Below are 17049 nucleotides of genomic sequence, written 5' to 3' on the forward strand. Positions count from 1 at the left end.
AGCCATCGATATTGCTGATGGCTATTAGGCAATTGAAAGAGCGAAGCATGACTGCTTCGTTAAGCAGAAAGCATCAGTGAATCTGCTTTTGCTTCTAGGTTTGTTCCACCCATTAGGTAATCATCGATAGCACGGGCACATTCGCGGCCTTCATTGATACAACGAACCACCAAAGATTGGCCTGTTCGCATATCACCAGCAGCAAATACACCTTCTTGGTTTGTAGCAAAACCTTGAGTTGCTACGTTACCACGATCATCTAGCGCGATATCCAGTTGAGCAAGTACGCCTGTTGGTTCAGGGTGTAGGAAGCCCATCGCTAGAAATGCCATATCACATGGAATCACACGCTCGCTGCCTTCTGCTTCTTTGAAGCTTGGGCGCTCGCCTGGTTTTGCATCTTGCCAAACGATATCAGCAAGACGAAGGCCTGTGACTTCACCTTTGTCATTTCCGATGAACTCTTTGGTCAGGATGTTCCAGTGACGATCGACACCTTCTTCATGAGAGGTCGAAGTACGCAAGATCATCGGGTACTGTGGCCAAGGCATATTGGCAGGACGCTTTTCTGGTGGAATCGGCATGATTTCCACTTGAGTTACACTTGCTGCGCCGTGACGGTTTGATGTTCCCACACAGTCTGAACCCGTATCACCACCACCGATAACCACAACATGTTTACCCGCAGCGTGAATTTCTTCCGTTTTCAGGTCCATGTTATTGGCGCGACGGTTGTTTTGACCTAGGAATTCCATCGCGAAGTGAACGCCTTTTAGTTCACGACCCGGAACGGGCAAATCACGTGGAACCGTTGAGCCACCGGTTAGTAGAACCACATCGAACTCTTGACGCAATTGTTGAGCATTTACATCAACACCGACGTGTTGGTTTACTTTAAACTCAATGCCAGCTTCTGCCATTAGATTGATCTTGCGATCAATGACTTCCATGCTCAGTTTAAAGTCTGGGATACCAAAACGTAGTAGACCGCCCACTTTCTCGTCTCGCTCGAATACCGTCACAGTATGACCTGCGCTGTTTAGCTGCTCAGCAGCTGCAAGGCCAGCAGGACCTGAACCAATGATCGCAACGGTTTTGCCAGTGCGAGAGCGTGGTGTTTTTGGTTTGGCGTACCCTTCACGATACGCCGTTTCTACGATGGTTTTTTCGATATTACAGATAGTGATTGGGTCTTGGTTGATACCAAGAACACAAGCACTTTCACATGGAGCAGGGCAAACACGACCAGTAAACTCTGGGAAGTTGTTCGTCGAGCTTAGGATGTTCCAAGCTTCTTCCCAGCTATCACGATAAACCGCGTCGTTAAATTCTGGGATGATGTTACCGATAGGGCAGCCGTTATGACAAAACGGCACGCCACAATCCATACAACGAGAAGCTTGAGTATTGATCTTGTCACCAAACTCCTCGTTCAGAACGAACTCTTTGTTGTTCTTGATGCGTTCAGCTGGGTCAATCTTCTGTGGTAGTTCACGACCATGCTCTAAAAATCCAGTAGGCTTACCCATTATACGGCCTCCACTTGAGTTTCGTTTCCTTGAGACAGTGCTTCAGCTTTGCGTTTTTGAAGAACCGCTTTGTAGTCACGCGGCATTACCTTAGCCATAGAGGCTAGGCTAGCTTCAAAATTGTCTAGGAAAGACTGAGCGACTTCACTTCCTGTGAATTGAACATGCTTAGTTAGCATGTCGAGTAATAGATCTCTGTCTTCTTGCTCGATTGGATCTAGGTCTACTAGCTCTGGGTTCAGTTTCGACTCAAAGTCACCTGATTTATCCCATACGTATGCCACGCCGCCACTCATACCTGCGGCAAAGTTACGACCTGTTGAACCTAGGATAATTGCTGCACCGCCCGTCATGTATTCACAACCGTGGTCACCGACGCCTTCTACTACTACTTTCGCGCCTGAGTTACGAACACAGAAACGTTCACCAGCCATACCGCGAATGAAAGACTCACCCGAAGTTGCACCGTAGAAACACACGTTACCAACCACGATGTTGTCTTCCGCGACAATACTTGATTTTGCATCTGGGTAAAGTACTAACGTACCGCCAGATAAGCCTTTACCCCAGTAGTCGTTCGCGTCGCCTTCCACTTCGAACTTCACGCCCTTAGCTAGGAATGCACCGAATGACTGACCCGCAGAACCTTTGAACTTCACGTTCATTGGCTGAGGTAGACCCGCATCTTTGTACACTTTCGAGATTTCGTTCGACAACATGGTACCTGCAGAGCGGTCCGTGTTGACGATAGGGAACTCGGCATTCACCGCTTCGCCTTTCTCTAGTGCAGGAATCGCTGCTTGAATCAGCTTACGGTCTAGCACTTCTTCTAGGTTGTGGTTCTGTTGAGCTTGGTTGAATACACCATCAGCTTCACGTGGTTGCTCAACGTGGAGAACAGGAGACAGATCTAGGTTCTTGTATTTCCAGTGAGAAATGTCTTGGCGGATCTTCAGTTTCTGACCTTGACCGACCATTTCATCGATAGTGCGGAAGCCAAGCTCAGCCATGATTTCACGTAGACCTTGTGCCATGTATTGGAAGAAGGTAACGACGTCTTCTACGCGGCCATCAAAGCGCTCGCGAAGCGTCTTGTTCTGAGTCGCGATACCAACAGGACAAGTGTTCTTATGACACTTACGCATCATGATACAACCTTCAACCACTAATGCTGCGGTTGCTACGCCCCATTCTTCTGCACCAAGTAGTGTTGCCACTGCAAGGTCGCGAGGTGTCTTCATCTGACCATCTGCTTGAACCACGATACGGTTACGTAGACCGTTCTTCAGTAGCGTTTGGTGCGTTTCTGCCAAGCCAAGTTCCCAAGGAAGACCGGTATGGCGGATTGAAGACATTGGTGATGCACCTGTACCGCCGTCGAAACCTGCGATTAGTACAACGTCCGCTTTCGCTTTCGCTACACCAGAAGCGATCGTACCTACGCCTGCTTCTGATACCAGCTTCACGTTTACACGGCCTGCGCGGTTCGCGTTCTTCAAGTCGTAGATAAGCTGAGCCAAATCTTCGATTGAGTAGATATCGTGGTGTGGTGGTGGAGAGATAAGGCCAACGCCCGGAGTCGAGTGACGCGTTGCACCGATCCAGTCATCTACTTTATCGCCTGGTAGCTGACCACCTTCACCTGGCTTCGCACCTTGAGCCATTTTGATTTGCAGCTCTTCAGCGTTAGTTAGGTAGTAAGAGGTTACGCCGAAACGACCTGAAGCCACCTGCTTGATTGCAGAGCGTTCCCAATCGCCGTTCTCTTTGCGCTCGAAACGCATTGGGTCTTCACCACCTTCACCAGAGTTCGATTTCGCGCCAAGACGGTTCATCGCAACAGCTAGTGTGGAGTGTGCTTCGTAAGAAATAGAACCGAATGACATAGCGCCCGTCGCGAAGCGTTTCACGATGCTTTCAATTGGCTCGACGTCGTCGATAGAGATAGAACCAGCGGGGTTCTTAATGAACTCAAGTTGGCTACGCAGGGTTACCGCGTTGTCACCTTGCTTATCTACAGCAGTCGCGTATTGCTTGAACTGATCGTAGTTCTTGTTGCGCGTAGACTCTTGCAGTAGAGAAATGGTTTCTGGGTTGAATAGGTGCTTCTCACCACGCTGTTTCCATTGGTAAACACCACCAACATCCAGCATTTGAATTGGGATTTCGCGTTGTGGGTAACCGATGCGGTGACGGATAAGTACTTCTTTGGCGATATCATCAAGGGTTAGACCTTGGATACGAGAAACCGTCCCTGTGAAGTATTTGTCGACCACGGATTTGTGGATACCCAATGCTTCGAAGATTTGCGCACCATGGTACGACTGTAGCGTAGAGATGCCCATCTTCGAGAAGATCTTCAGAAGACCGCCATTGATCGCTTTACGGTAGTTGTTGAACAGATCGCGAGGGTTCGCTTCTGGATCCAACTTCTTCGTACGTTGAAGTTCAATGATGGTTTCAATCACTAGGTAAGGGTTAACCGCATTCGCACCGTAACCAAGTAGCGTTGCAAAGTGGTGCGTTTCACGCGCGTCACCAGTTTCAACCACGATGTCACACTTCGCACGTAGACCTTTACGGATCAAGTGGTGGTGTACTGCGCCAACTGCCAGCATTGCTGGGATCGCCGCGTGGTTTGAATTCACTGCGCGGTCAGTGAGTAGGATGATTGAATAACCATCGATAACCGCGTCTTCTGCGTATTGGCAGATACGTTTTAATGCACGCTCAAGTTTGCCTTGATCTTCACTAGCTTGGAATACGATATCCAACGTTTTCGCTTGTAGGTGCTCGTTATCGATCGCACGCAATTTTTCAAGCTCAGAGTTGGCTAGAACAGGCGATTCCAATTCTACTTTCTGACAGTGAAGTGGTGTTTCAGTCAGAAGGTTTTGGTCTTTACCCAAGTAAGTGTTCAGCGACATAACCATACGCTCACGGATCGGGTCGATCGGTGGGTTAGTTACCTGTGCGAACAGCTGCTTGAAGTAGTTTGAAAGATGTTGAGACTGATGAGATAGAACCGCAAGAGGCCAGTCGGCACCCATTGCTGATAATGGCTCTTTCGCATCATTCGCCATTGGAACGATGATTTCGTTCACTTCTTCAGTGCTTACGCCAAACGCTTGTTGGCGGTGTAGAAGGTGTTCTGGCTTAGGTTGGCTGAACTGGTTGCTCGCATCTGGCAGCTTCTTCAAGCTCAGTAGGTTTTCTTCTACCCACTTCTCGTAAGGCTGTGCCGTTGCGATGGTGTCTTTCACTTCTTCATCAGAGATGATTCGACCTTGTTCTAGGTCTGCAACGAAGATACGACCCGGTTGTAGACGACCACGGAACTCTACGTTCTCTGGTTCAATATCCACAACACCAGATTCAGATGCCATCACTAGGAAGTTATCTTTGGTCACTGTGTAGCGAGAAGGGCGCAAACCGTTACGGTCTAGTGTCGCACCAACTTGAACACCATCAGTAAAACATACTGAAGCAGGACCATCCCATGGTTCCATGATGTTCGCGTGGTACTGATAGAACGCGCGACGTTTAGGATCCATGTTTTTGTTTTCTTGCCATGCTTCCGGGATCATCATCATCAATGCGTGTGGCAGGCTGCGACCAGAAAGAACTAGGAGCTCAAGTGCCATATCGAAGTTAGATGAATCCGAGCTGCCTTCCTGACAGATTGGAAGAAGCATGTCGATTTCAGCCTGAGTAAACAGGTCTGATTCTAGGATTGCTTCACGGGCTTTCATCCAGTTCAAGTTACCGCGAACTGTATTGATTTCACCGTTGTGGGCAATGTAACGGAAAGGCTGTGCAAGACGCCATTTCGGGAAGGTATTGGTAGAGAAACGAGAGTGTACCAGCGCCAGTGCAGTCACCATGGTCGGGTTTTGTAGATCAAGGAAGTACTGAGGTACTTGCTCGGTCGTTAACTGACCTTTGTATACCAATGTCTTGTAAGACATGGAGTTAATGTAGAAGTCGTCACCAATGTTCGAAACGCTTTCTAGGCAAACACGTACAGTATAGTTACGAAGTACGTACAGTTTGCGCTCTAGCTCTTCAGGCGTGATGCCAGGGCCGCCGGAGATAAACACGTGCTCAAATTGAGGCTCTGTGCTTAGAGGGTCGGCACCAATCATGGAGTTGTCGGTTGGTAATACGCGGTAGCCGATAACTTCAAGGTCTAGACGCTGTGCGTTGCGTTCTAGAATGTCACGGCATTGTTCGCGTTTGTATTCGTCTTTCGGGAAAAGAACGACACCAACACCATACTTTTCAAACGAAGGCAGTTTAATGCCTAGCTTAACGGCTTCTTCTAATAGGAATTCATGAGGTTTTTGTAGCAAGATACCCGCACCGTCACCGCTGCATGGGTCACAACCTTGACCACCACGGTGTTCCATGCGAGCCAGCATATCCAATGCTTGAGTCACTACTTCATGAGATTTACGGTTTTTAAGGTGAGCAACAAAACCGATACCACAAGCGTCATGCTCCAGTTCCGGAGTGTACAGACCCTGTGGATTTTGCTCTCTATCTACCATAGATACATCCTTCCAGTTCAATGTCGACGCAAAAGTACCGGGCAGCAAATACTACCTAGACTATTGATTACGTCTTGTCCTTTATATTTATTATCGCCACCGATCTAGGTTGACCGGTCTTGATTCCTTTCCGTATCTCGCAGGAAAAGTTTTGCGAGAAAAACAATCCTTGGTGGTATCCCTTTATTTATTATCACTATCTAGTGATTTATATAGGTAGGAGTGGGATAACACCGACAAATCCCGCAGTGTGCTTTGTAATAAAAGTCACAAAAATAACGGGGTTGTGTAAGTATCCTACAATTTTGTCACTTCAGAATGCAATGAAAAAGTCGGCGTTGTGACCCAATTTTTTCGTTTAATTATGCATTTTTAGTTTAACATTTACGCAACATGAACGATTTTTGTCTTTAATTATGCAAGTTTATTGATTTTGACCTGCATGATGGGTGTTTGAATTGATTAATATTGTGTGTTTTTTCTTTCAGGGATGTAATTTATTTACACAGATCGTAGTGAGATTGATTACGATTTATTGTTGGTGAGAATTTATGCAGTTACATGAGTTGGTCAATACAATCGGCCAAGATCTTCAGCGTCGATACGGTGAAAAGGTTCATAAGTTAACATTGCACGGTGGATTTAGTTGCCCTAACCGCGATGGCACGATTGGGCGGGGAGGATGTACATTTTGCAATGTGGCTTCGTTTGCAGATGAAGAAGTCCAGATAAAAAGCATTCACGAACAGTTAAAAGATCGCGCAGGTGAAATTCACAGAGCGAAGAAGTATCTCGCTTATTTTCAGGCCTACACCAGTACCTATGCAGAAGTACAAGTTCTCAAAAACATGTATGAGGAAGCACTAAAGGCTGCAGACATGGTTGGTCTTTGTGTGGGGACGCGTCCGGATTGCGTCCCTGATGCGGTATTGGATTTACTGTCGGGCTATGTACAGCAAGGTTATGAAATTTGGCTAGAACTAGGTCTTCAAACCGCCAACAACGACACCCTCAAACGTATCAATCGTGGTCATGACTTTGAGTGTTATGCCGAAATCACTAAGCGTGCTCGAACACTCGGAATCAAGGTTTGTACTCACTTAATTGTGGGTTTACCCAAAGAAACCCGCGCCGAAAATATTGAAACGCTGCAAAAAGTGTTGGCCGTGGGAACGGATGGCATCAAGTTACATGGCTTGCATATTGTCGAAGGTAGCACCATGGCGAAAGCTTGGCGTGCTGGAAAGCTAGAAGCCCCTGAATTAGAAGAATATGTTGCGATCGCCAGTGAAATGATTCGTATGACACCACCAGATGTGATTTATCATCGCGTTTCATCAGCAGCCAGGAGGCCCACGTTATTATCGCCTCTGTGGTGTGAAAACCGTTGGCTAGCGATGACGGAAATTGGTCGAGATCTCAGTGCTCATGGTGCTCAAGGGAGCCTTACGGGGAATGCCTTTATCTATACTAAACCGGAATTAATAGCAGATCGCTCAATAAATAACTGATATATTTTAACCAGTGTTCTTTGAAGGTTTAAACGATGGATCAGTTACTCAATTGGCTTTGGGGTGGTCAAGGCGGTTATGGCTATGTCGTCTTGTTGTTAATCGCAGGCGTGTGCGCGTTAGCACTGATCTATTTGCACTTTCAGACATCACTTAAGCAACTAGTAACGGATTCTCCCTATCCAGTCATAGTGGTGGACACTAGCCATGCTCAGCTCTTGCTATCTAACCAGGCTGCGATGCAGTTGTTAGGCATTCGCTCTTTGGGAACGGGGTATTTGTATCCTGCTTTATTCGATATTCATGAGCTTGAGCAGTTTCTCGATCGCTTCTCTAGTCGTCATTTTCGTCAGCAGGCTTTTGACTGGCGACTATCTGATAGTGAATCTATTAAAGTGGAGCTGTCAGGCAGAAAGAGTTTATTGCGCAATCATCGAGTTTGGATTCTTTATGCTCAGCCATATCAAGCCACTCACCAAGAGCAGCAACAAGAACTTGCCCAATTAATCATCGCACGTTCGGCATTAGACTCACTTTCAGAGCTGATTTGTACCCAAGACCGCCAAGGCAATCTATTAACGACCAATCGAGCATTTGATCAATTCTGGCAAGGGCGAAGGGAAGAAGCTTGCGCATCCAAGGCCTTGGGTGAGATGACCAGAAAAAGCGAACGTAAATGGACAACGGATCCACAAGGTCGAAGTTGCTTATTGGAAGTCAATCAAAACTCTCTTGTTTCGCCGAGTGGTGAGCTTATCGGTACGCTGTCTATTAGTCATGACGTGACTGAATGGCACAAGATGCAACAGAATCTGCGAGATGAAATGGAGCGTCGCAAAGATACAGAGGTGGCGCTAGCGCAAAGAGATACTATCTTACAAACGATTCTGGATGCCAGTCCGGACTCTATTGGTATTTTCAATGAGAACATGGTCTATCAAGCGTGTAATCAGCCTTTTGTTAAGGCGTTAGGCATTTCAAAAATTTCTGATTTGATAGGTAAGCGCCTCCAAGACGTGATTCCTAAAGAGATGTACGCGCGCTTAGCAGACAGTGACTTAGAAGCATTACGCCAGTTAGAGCCAGTTCGATACATAGATAAAGTCGTGAGTAGTGATGGTAAAAGTACGTGGTTTGATGTGGTGAAATCGCCTTTTAAAGATAAAGCATCAGGAACGAATGGTGTGCTGATCATGGCGCGTGATATTTCTGAGCGTTATCTTGCAGAACAAAAGTTGGAAAAAGCCAACCTAGAGTTAGAAAAATTGAGCTTTATGGATAGCTTAACTCAAGTATCGAACCGACGCCGTTTCGACGAACAACTGCAGGTATTGTGGTACCACCACGCTCGAGAAAAGCTGCCGCTCACCATCATGTTATGTGACATCGACTTTTTCAAAGATTACAACGACTGTTACGGTCACCAACAAGGTGATGAAGCGTTAGTCAGTGTCGCTACCGTGTTTACACAAGTCATCAATCGTTCTTCGGATTGTGTTGCGCGTTATGGTGGCGAGGAGTTTGGTTTTATCTTGCCGAATACCACCACGGAAGGTGCGCGCAACGTAGCACAGCGTATTCATGAGAAAATTCTACAGCTTGATATGGAACACGACAGTTCAGAAGCATCTGAACGCCTTACCGTCAGTATCGGTCTGGTCTCTTACATTCCTCAGCATGGTGATGAACCCGAAATGGGCATCGCTATGGCTGACAGTGCGTTATACCAAGCTAAAGCTGATGGACGTAATCGCACCTGTATTCACCCCAGTTCTTGCTAACGCTTTGTGACCGCTTGCTCTAAGTTGATAGCTGATTGTTTAAATCACCGTATTAAACACGTTAAACTTACAGAAGCCTGTGCGCTCGTTGGTTTATCTTTCTATCTCGTGTCACAAGCGCAGATCGCACCGTGTGTTTTTCACTAATCAAACAGACCTAAATTGCGTTAGGTCGAGTGCATTTACCTGTTTTTCATCATCGAATGGCGCTATCTAGCCACCACCATGGAGTAGTTAATGAAACCCATGAAAAACCTCGCCCAGTATTATGTCGACTTGCTAGTCAAACTGGGGATTGTTCGCTTCTCTATTTTGCTAGCCCTTGCGCTGGTGGCATTAGCTGTTGTGGTGCAGGTAGGGATTACTTTAGCTCTCAAAGGGCGAGTAGATGATATCGATATTGTCCGTTCGGTGTTTTTTGGTCTATTGATCACCCCTTGGGCGGTTTACTTCCTCTCTGTGGTTGTCGATCAACTAGAAGAGTCTCGCCAGCGTTTAACTAAGCTGGTGTCCAAACTGAAGGACATGCGTTCGCGAGATCAAGAGCTGAATTACCAACTTCAACAAAACATTGAAAAGCTTAACCAAGAAATTGAAGAGCGTATTAAAGCGGAAGAAGCACGTGAAGAGGCGATGCAAGACCTCGAAAATGAGGTGTTCCAACGCGAACGTACTCAATTAGAGTTGGCAGAACGTACCGCATTACTGCGTTCATTTATTGATGCCTCACCAGACTTAATTTACTACCGCAATGCGGATGGTGTTTTCTCTGGCTGTAACCGCGCGATGGAAGAGCTAACGGGCAAGAAAGAGCACCAGTTAGTCGGATTAAGCCCTTGGGATGTGTATAGCAAAGAAATCGCCGAGCATATCGTTGATACTGACCAAAAGGTTTTTGCCGATAATCAAGCGATTACTTACGAGCAATGGCTCGAATACCCAGATGGTCGCAAGCATTACTTTGAGCTGCGTAAAGTGCCATTTTACAGCAAAGATGGCCGCCACCTTGGTCTCGTTGGGTTCGGTCGTGATATCACTGAACGTAAGCGCCATGAAGAGTCGTTAGAGAAAGCAAGCCGCGACAAAACTACCTTCATCTCAACCATCAGTCATGAGCTGCGAACGCCGCTGAATGGCATTGTAGGCTTAAGTCGTATGCTTCTAGATAGTCCGTTGACAGAAGAGCAGCGTAAACACATGCAGACCATCAATGTGAGTGCGATTACGCTAGGTAACATCTTCAACGATATTATCGATATGGATAAATTTGATCGCCGTAAGTTAGAACTATTACCTGCGCCACTTAACTTCGAAGACTTCGTCGCAGAGATTGAGAGTATCTCAGCTCTGATGGCAGAACAAAAAGGGTTACGCTTTGACTTAGAACGTTTAAGCGATTTGCCAAAAGCAATTGAAGTGGATGCAACCCGTCTACGTCAGGTGATTTGGAACTTGGTCAGCAACGCAATGAAGTTCACCAAAGAAGGTGGCGTTGTGATGACAGTGAGCGCGGATGTCGAAGACGATTTTGCGACCATTATTATGGAAGTGGAAGACACAGGTATTGGTATCCCAGACGAAGAGCTAGATAAGATCTTTGCGATGTATTACCAAGTGAAATCAGGCAAGGACAACCTGCATGCGGTCGGTACAGGTATTGGTTTGGCGGTATCTAAGCAACTGATCAATATGATGGATGGTGACATTACGGTTACCAGTGAGGAAGGCTTTGGTAGCACTTTTACTGTATCGATCCACGTTCCGATTGTTGAACTAGCTGAGCCAGTCATTGATGCGAAACGCGACAATGTGCGCCTCAACATATTTATGGTCGAAGACATCGAGCTTAACGTAACTGTGGCTAAATCGTTACTTGAGAGCCTAGGGCACTCTGTCACCGTGGCAATGACGGGCCAAGAAGCGTTAGTGAACTTTGTGCCAGAAAAATACGACTTAGCGTTGTTGGATATCCAACTGCCTGATATGACGGGCTTTGATGTCGCCAATTATTACCGCAAGCATTATAACAATCTTCCTCCATTGGTCGCCTTAACTGCTAATGTAATGAAAGATCGTCGTGAATACTTAGATAACGGCATGGATGATGCGATCAGTAAGCCGCTGGCAGTGAATGCCATTCAGTCAGTGATTGATAAATTCTTCGCTCACCAGCTAGAACAACCTAAGGAAGTAGTGAGCGGTCCCGAAACAGTGGAAGAGCCAGTCCCTTCTCCTGTGATTGAGACACATTTGCTCGATATGGATATGTTAGAGTCTTACGTCGACATTGTTGGTGCAAAACCTGTCTACGACAGCATAAAAATGTTTGAAGATATGATGCCAGACTATATTGATGTCTTAGATTCGAACATGACAGCGAAAGATCAAGATGGGATTGTTTCTGAAGCGCATAAAATCAAAGGTGCTGCAGGTTCAATTGGCCTGAAACGTATCCAAAGTGTGGCGCAAAAAGCGCAATCGCCTGATATGCCAGCATGGTGGGAAAACATTTCAGACTGGGTTGAAGAGATCAAAAATGAATACCAAAACGATATTCAAGTCCTCAAAAGTTGGTTGGAACAAAGGAAATAACATGAAAAGAATCGCACCATTGGCATTAGCCATGGCATTGATGGCAGGCTGTAGTTCCGTTCCAAATGTGAATTGGCAACAAAACAGTCAGATTACGATTAATGAGGTTAATGTTGAGCTCAAAAGTAATTTATGGGTGAACCTCATGCCGAATATTGGGGACGTGGAAGAGCAAAGTATTCAAGGTGCACTTTACCTCGAAGGAGATCAGTTACTTCCTGCAAATCTAACGGCAGAAGCTCTTATTATTAAACAGGGGCAAAAAGAGTGGTTGGTGGACAGTGCGTCTTTAGATACTCGAACGCACAGTGAAAGCCGATGGGAGGTGGCGTTCTCGTCTCACATTGATGTGAACACAGAAAAATCGGTTGATGTCGCAGTGCTTCTAGACGATGCGGGTAAACAGCGTTGGTTAGTCGAAAAGTACGTGAAGATTAACAAGGTTTATTAACCGCAATGATGTTGCATTAGTCGTTAGACCTAAAACAAAAAGGGCTTGCTCAATGAGCAAGCCCTTCGCATATTAGCGGTTAAATCTAGTCTTCTAGATCGCCACAGAAGCGGTAACCTTCGCCGTGGATAGTGGCGATGATTTCTGGCGTGCCTGAAACAGACTCAAAGTGCTTACGGATACGACGAATCGTTACGTCTACAGTACGGTCGTGTGGCTTAAGTTCACGACCAGTCATCTTCTTAAGAAGATCTGCACGAGTTTGAATCTTACCCGGGTTCTCACAGAAGTGCAGTAGTGCGCGGAACTCAGAGCGAGGTAGCTTGTAGCTATCACCAGCAGGGCTTACTAGAGAGCGGCTGTTGATGTCTAGTACCCAACCGTTGAATTCATACTTTTCTACCGAGCGCTTCTCTTCTTGCACCGCGTTAGAGCTCATTGAGCGACTAAGTAGGTTACGTGCACGAATAGTTAGTTCACGTGGGTTGAATGGTTTAGTGATGTAGTCATCTGCACCAATCTCAAGACCTAGGATCTTGTCTACTTCATTGTCACGGCCTGTCAGGAACATTAAAGCAATGTTCGCTTGCTCGCGTAATTCACGCGCTAGTAGAAGGCCATTCTTGCCTGGAAGATTAATGTCCATAATAACCAAGTTGACTGAGTTATCAGACAACACTTGGTGCATCTCTTCACCGTCACTGGCTTCAAAAACAGCGTATCCCTCTGCTTCAAAAATACTCTTAAGAGTGTTACGAGTTACTTGCTCATCTTCAACGATAAGAATCTGCGGGGTTTGCATTGGCGGTACCTAAATTTGTGACAAAATTGTGCTAATAGAATAAATTCTAGGCAAAAATATAACATACAGGTAATGTGATTTTGATAATAAATCAAGTTGATCAAAAAAACACTTCTTTCAGTTATCCGCCCTCCATGGAATTTTGCCAACTCACCAGTATCCAATGGCGACGTTTATTCTAAAGGGCTTGTTTACCTTTCATTTCCTGCTTTCAGTGGGGCCTGAAACGTAAACACCCTAAGATATTGAGCGGATTTTATATTGTTAACAGCATGCTAACAATGCTCAAATGTTAATTCCATTCAGTTTGTTGATTTATATCAATTGATGAAATGTAACTGTTATTAATCGTTTAAGACTTATGATAGAAAAAAGTAATACGAACATAGACGCATCGTTATGGAATGCTTATTCAGAATCTTTTTTCAGATTCGAAGCCGAGTGGCGTGTTTCAAACTATGCTGTGATAACCGCTTGGAACCCATACAGTAACTTGAGGTCCAAAGAAGAGAACAGCATAAACAATCACGCGTTAGAAAAACAGCTACAGCACGTTAATTACGCGCCTGTCACGGTAGGTGATAGCGCTTTTACATGGTATGAGGAAAGCTTTGCCGTCGAGTTGTCGCCAGAGGTAGCCGTTGAATTGGCGAATGACTTTCAACAAAACGCGATTTATTACGTCATTAATGACCAACTTTATCTTATTGCGTGCTCGCAGCCGAAAGTTTTTCATACGTTAGGCTCCATTAAACCTCGGCTCGTATAGAAGGTATAGAAAAGGATACTGCTCACTGAAGCATCGCTTGGGTGAGAAAATTCACGGAGGAAATATGAGAGACATTACACCCGATATTTGTGACCAATTTGAAGACCAAGTGAGCTTGCTTACTTTACCATTGCAGAACTTTGGTCAACGTAGCGCTTTTTACGGTGAAATCGTTACGGTGCGCTGCTATCACGATAACTCGAAAGTGCGTGAAGTACTGGGCGAAGATGGAACGGGTAAAGTATTGATTGTTGACGGACATGGATCGTGTCAGAGAGCATTACTCGGCGATCAATTAGCGATACTCGGAATAGAAAATGGGTGGGAAGGCATCATTGTCTATGGTGCAATACGCGATGTAGCACAAATATCTCAAATGGACATTGGCGTTCAAGCTCTTGGCACCAACCCGTTTAAAACAGAGAAACGCGGGATAGGAGAGGTAAACGTAACCTTAACGATGCAAAACCAAATCGTTCAACCTAAGCACTACGTTTACGCGGACTGGAACGGTGTATTGATTTCTAAGCAAAAGCTAGACTTCTAAAAACGAAAGCCTAAACCAACCTCAAAGCCTTGTTGCCAATCTTGGTAATCAAGAGTCGCGTGAAAATCCAGTTTATCGGTAATTTTTACGCGACTTGATACTTCAGCCGCGAGGCTACTGTCGTCTTGGCGAATACCTTCCGCTGTTTCGTTCTTGTAAGAGCGAACTGTACTTTTCAGCGTGACACGATCATTAAAGTGATAGCTGATCCCACTCAAAAAACCACTTTGATTTTGGGTAGGAGAGTTATTGACTCGCGCACCGACATAAACATCTACCGAATCAAAAAGTTCGTAAGCGTAACCCGTATCGATATTCCAAACATCAAAACTGTCAGACTGATAACTGTCGCTGGAAATGAACAGTTTATGAGGAGAAGGGGATGTTTTACCTGGAAGCGGCGGAAGCTCGTTGGCTAGACAAACACCAGGCACAAAAAACAGCAACAGAAAAAGCCATCTTTTCATGTTCACCACTCCTTGTGTCAACTTTTTTATTAGTATGCGCCCAAAGCTTCTCACTATTAAAGCATAGAATATGAAAGCTAGCTCACCTATTTTCTAAATAATTCGATCCTATGAACATAAGTCACAGTTAAGTTGTTGTTATGTGTCACAACCCTCTCGAATTATTTGATCGTACGTTTTATGGCAAAGATTAGACTAGTTATTAGATAAAAAACCGAACTGGTGATGATAGTTAAGTCCTTTACAAAAACTAACTGTAGATTTTCAAATGATCAATAATGTGTAATTAACTATAAATATCAATGACATTGCTTAGCAGAAATCTCTGAAAGATGGAAAAACAAACAATTTTTTGTTGACTATGTATCAGAAACTCGGTAAACGTAGAGTTAAGCAAACACAATTAACGTTGAATATTTATTTATGCCATCTAACAGCCTAGTAGTAATGACCACGACCATTATTATTACCGACACGACACATGTTGGGGCAGGCTGCTGAGCGAAAGAAATTCACAAAAAAGGCCTGTATCCAACAAGATACAGGCCTTTTTTTATGCTTTTTTATCCAGAATTTAGACAAATTTAAGAAGATATACCGGAGGAAGGGATGCGAGTATTGAAGTTTGGCGGATCATCACTAGCTGATGCAGATCGCTTTTTGAGAGCGGCAGACATTATTGCCAATAACGCTCAACAAGAAAAAGTAGCGGTTGTTCTTTCCGCTCCTGGTAAAACAACAAACAAATTGGTTGCGGTCATTGAAGGCGCATTGCGCAATGGTGAAGCAGAACTACAAATCAAAGAGTTGGAGGAGTCGTTTAAAACGCTCTTCACTCAAATCCAAGCAGTACTACCCAATATCGATGGTTCAGCTTTCGATAACCAAGTGAAAACTTCTCTCTCTCAATTACGCCAATTCGTTCATGGCATCAATCTTCTTGGCATGTGCCCAAACAATGTTAATGCACGTATTATTAGCAAAGGCGAACGCGTTTCGATTCAATTGATGAAAGCGGTGCTAGAAGCCAAAGGCCAGCCAGCACATCTTATCGACCCAGTTGAATACCTATACGCAAAAGGTGATCACCTTGAAGCCATGGTTGATGTAGATGTTTCAACGCAAAACTTCCGCCAAAACCCTCTTCCTCTGGGCCATGTGAATATCATGCCTGGCTTTACCGCAGGTAACGAGAAAGGTGAATTGGTAACACTTGGTCGCAATGGCTCTGATTATTCGGCGGCGGTTCTTGCGGCGTGTCTGCGCGCAGATTGTTGTGAGATCTGGACTGACGTAGATGGTGTATACAACTGCGACCCTCGTTTAGTGGAAGATGCTCGCTTACTTAAATCTCTTAGCTACCAAGAAGCAATGGAGCTTTCTTACTTCGGTGCTTCCGTTTTGCATCCGAAGACCATTGCTCCTATCGCGCAGTTCCACATCCCATGTCTGATCAAAAACAGCTTTAACCCACAAGGTGCAGGAACTCTGATTGGGCAAGACACTGGTGAAGACAATCTGGCGATCAAAGGTATCACGACGCTAAACGACCTAACCATGGTTAACGTCTCCGGCCCAGGTATGAAGGGTATGGTTGGCATGGCAAGCCGCGTATTTGGCGCAATGTCTTCCGCTGGTGTGTCTATTGTTCTTATTACTCAGTCTTCTTCTGAGTACAGCATTAGCTTCTGTATTGAGGCAGAAGATAAAGCAAAAGCGCAACAAGTACTGGTCGATGCGTTTGAGTTGGAACTGAAAGATAGCTTATTAGAGCCGGTCGAGTTTATTGATAATGTTTCAATCATAACGTTGGTTGGTGACGGCATGCGTACATCGCGCGGTGTTGCATCTCGCTTCTTCTCATCTCTTGCTGAAGTGAACGTAAACATTGTAGCCATCGCACAGGGCTCATCTGAGCGTGCAATCTCAGCCGTGATTCCTGAAGATAAAATCTCTGAAGCGATCAAAGCGTGTCACGAGAACCTATTCAACTCTAAGCACTTCTTAGACGTATTCGTGGTTGGTATTGGCGGCGTTGGTGGTGAGCTGG

Annotated in this window: 12 protein-coding genes and 1 other annotated feature; of the genes, 8 read left to right on the forward strand and 4 right to left on the reverse strand. The window is 45.3% G+C overall.

Going from position 1 to position 17049, the window contains the following annotated elements:
- Positions 1-59 precede the first annotated feature (59 nt).
- Both IQP38_RS10140 and gltB read right to left on the reverse strand, forming a co-directional pair.
- The gene (locus IQP38_RS10140) at positions 60-1529 is read right to left on the reverse strand and encodes a glutamate synthase subunit beta (RefSeq protein WP_017633629.1); all 1470 of its coding nucleotides are present in this window, start codon (positions 1527-1529) and stop codon (positions 60-62) included.
- Positions 1529-6079, reverse strand: coding sequence for a glutamate synthase large subunit (gene gltB / locus IQP38_RS10145; protein WP_017633630.1), 4551 nt, complete (start codon positions 6077-6079; stop codon positions 1529-1531). Before gltB ends, IQP38_RS10140 begins: the two co-directional genes overlap by 1 nt.
- A gap of 551 nt (positions 6080-6630) precedes the next feature.
- Between gltB and IQP38_RS10150 the strand changes: the two genes are divergently transcribed.
- The 4 genes from IQP38_RS10150 (at position 6631) to IQP38_RS10165 (ending at position 12414) form a co-directional block, all read left to right on the forward strand.
- Positions 6631-7590, forward strand: coding sequence for a TIGR01212 family radical SAM protein (locus tag IQP38_RS10150; protein ID WP_005381829.1), 960 nt, complete (start codon positions 6631-6633; stop codon positions 7588-7590).
- Between the two features lie 35 nt (positions 7591-7625).
- Positions 7626-9371, forward strand: a complete 1746-nt coding sequence (locus IQP38_RS10155; protein ID WP_005381828.1) for a GGDEF domain-containing protein — start codon at positions 7626-7628, stop codon at positions 9369-9371.
- A 237-nt stretch (positions 9372-9608) separates the two neighbouring features.
- A complete protein-coding gene (gene arcB / locus IQP38_RS10160) occupies positions 9609-11963 on the forward strand; it encodes an aerobic respiration two-component sensor histidine kinase ArcB (RefSeq protein WP_005381826.1) in 2355 nt (784 codons plus the stop codon).
- Position 11964: 1 nt separating this feature from the next.
- Positions 11965-12414 carry a hypothetical protein gene (locus tag IQP38_RS10165; RefSeq protein WP_193837552.1) on the forward strand — a complete coding sequence of 150 codons (450 nt, stop codon included), beginning with the start codon at positions 11965-11967 and terminating at the stop codon, positions 12412-12414.
- Between the two features lie 85 nt (positions 12415-12499).
- Here IQP38_RS10165 and arcA read toward each other — a convergent pair whose 3' ends face one another.
- Positions 12500-13216, reverse strand: a complete 717-nt coding sequence (gene arcA / locus IQP38_RS10170) for a two-component system response regulator ArcA (protein WP_005381824.1) — start codon at positions 13214-13216, stop codon at positions 12500-12502.
- A 361-nt stretch (positions 13217-13577) separates the two neighbouring features.
- On the opposite strand from arcA, the gene IQP38_RS10175 reads away from it, so the two are divergent.
- Complete coding sequence (locus tag IQP38_RS10175; protein ID WP_053306886.1) at positions 13578-13985, forward strand: DUF3293 domain-containing protein; 408 nt, start codon at positions 13578-13580, stop codon at positions 13983-13985.
- A 64-nt stretch (positions 13986-14049) separates the two neighbouring features.
- A complete protein-coding gene (locus tag IQP38_RS10180) occupies positions 14050-14532 on the forward strand; it encodes a putative 4-hydroxy-4-methyl-2-oxoglutarate aldolase (protein WP_005381822.1) in 483 nt (160 codons plus the stop codon).
- Here IQP38_RS10180 and IQP38_RS10185 read toward each other — a convergent pair.
- On the reverse strand, positions 14529-14999 hold the full coding sequence (locus IQP38_RS10185; protein ID WP_175413426.1) for a ribonuclease regulator: 471 nt from the start codon (positions 14997-14999) through the stop codon (positions 14529-14531). The genes IQP38_RS10180 and IQP38_RS10185 overlap by 4 nt on opposite strands.
- A 423-nt stretch (positions 15000-15422) precedes the next feature.
- Here IQP38_RS10185 and thrL point away from each other — a divergent pair, with 423 nt between their 5' ends.
- Together thrL and IQP38_RS26360 are read left to right on the forward strand one after the other, a co-directional pair.
- On the forward strand, positions 15423-15500 hold the full coding sequence (gene thrL / locus IQP38_RS10190; RefSeq protein ID WP_074192076.1) for a thr operon leader peptide: 78 nt from the start codon (positions 15423-15425) through the stop codon (positions 15498-15500).
- Positions 15436-15555, forward strand: a sequence feature (Thr leader region). Its footprint overlaps the gene before it by 65 nt.
- Positions 15556-15608: 53 nt before the next feature.
- Positions 15609-17049 (forward strand): aspartate kinase (locus tag IQP38_RS26360; protein WP_228010033.1); only part of this gene is annotated, 1441 nt, incomplete at its 3' end.

It is taken from the genome of Vibrio sp. OPT41, assembly GCF_015163595.1.
Classification (GTDB): domain Bacteria; phylum Pseudomonadota; class Gammaproteobacteria; order Enterobacterales; family Vibrionaceae; genus Vibrio; species Vibrio alginolyticus.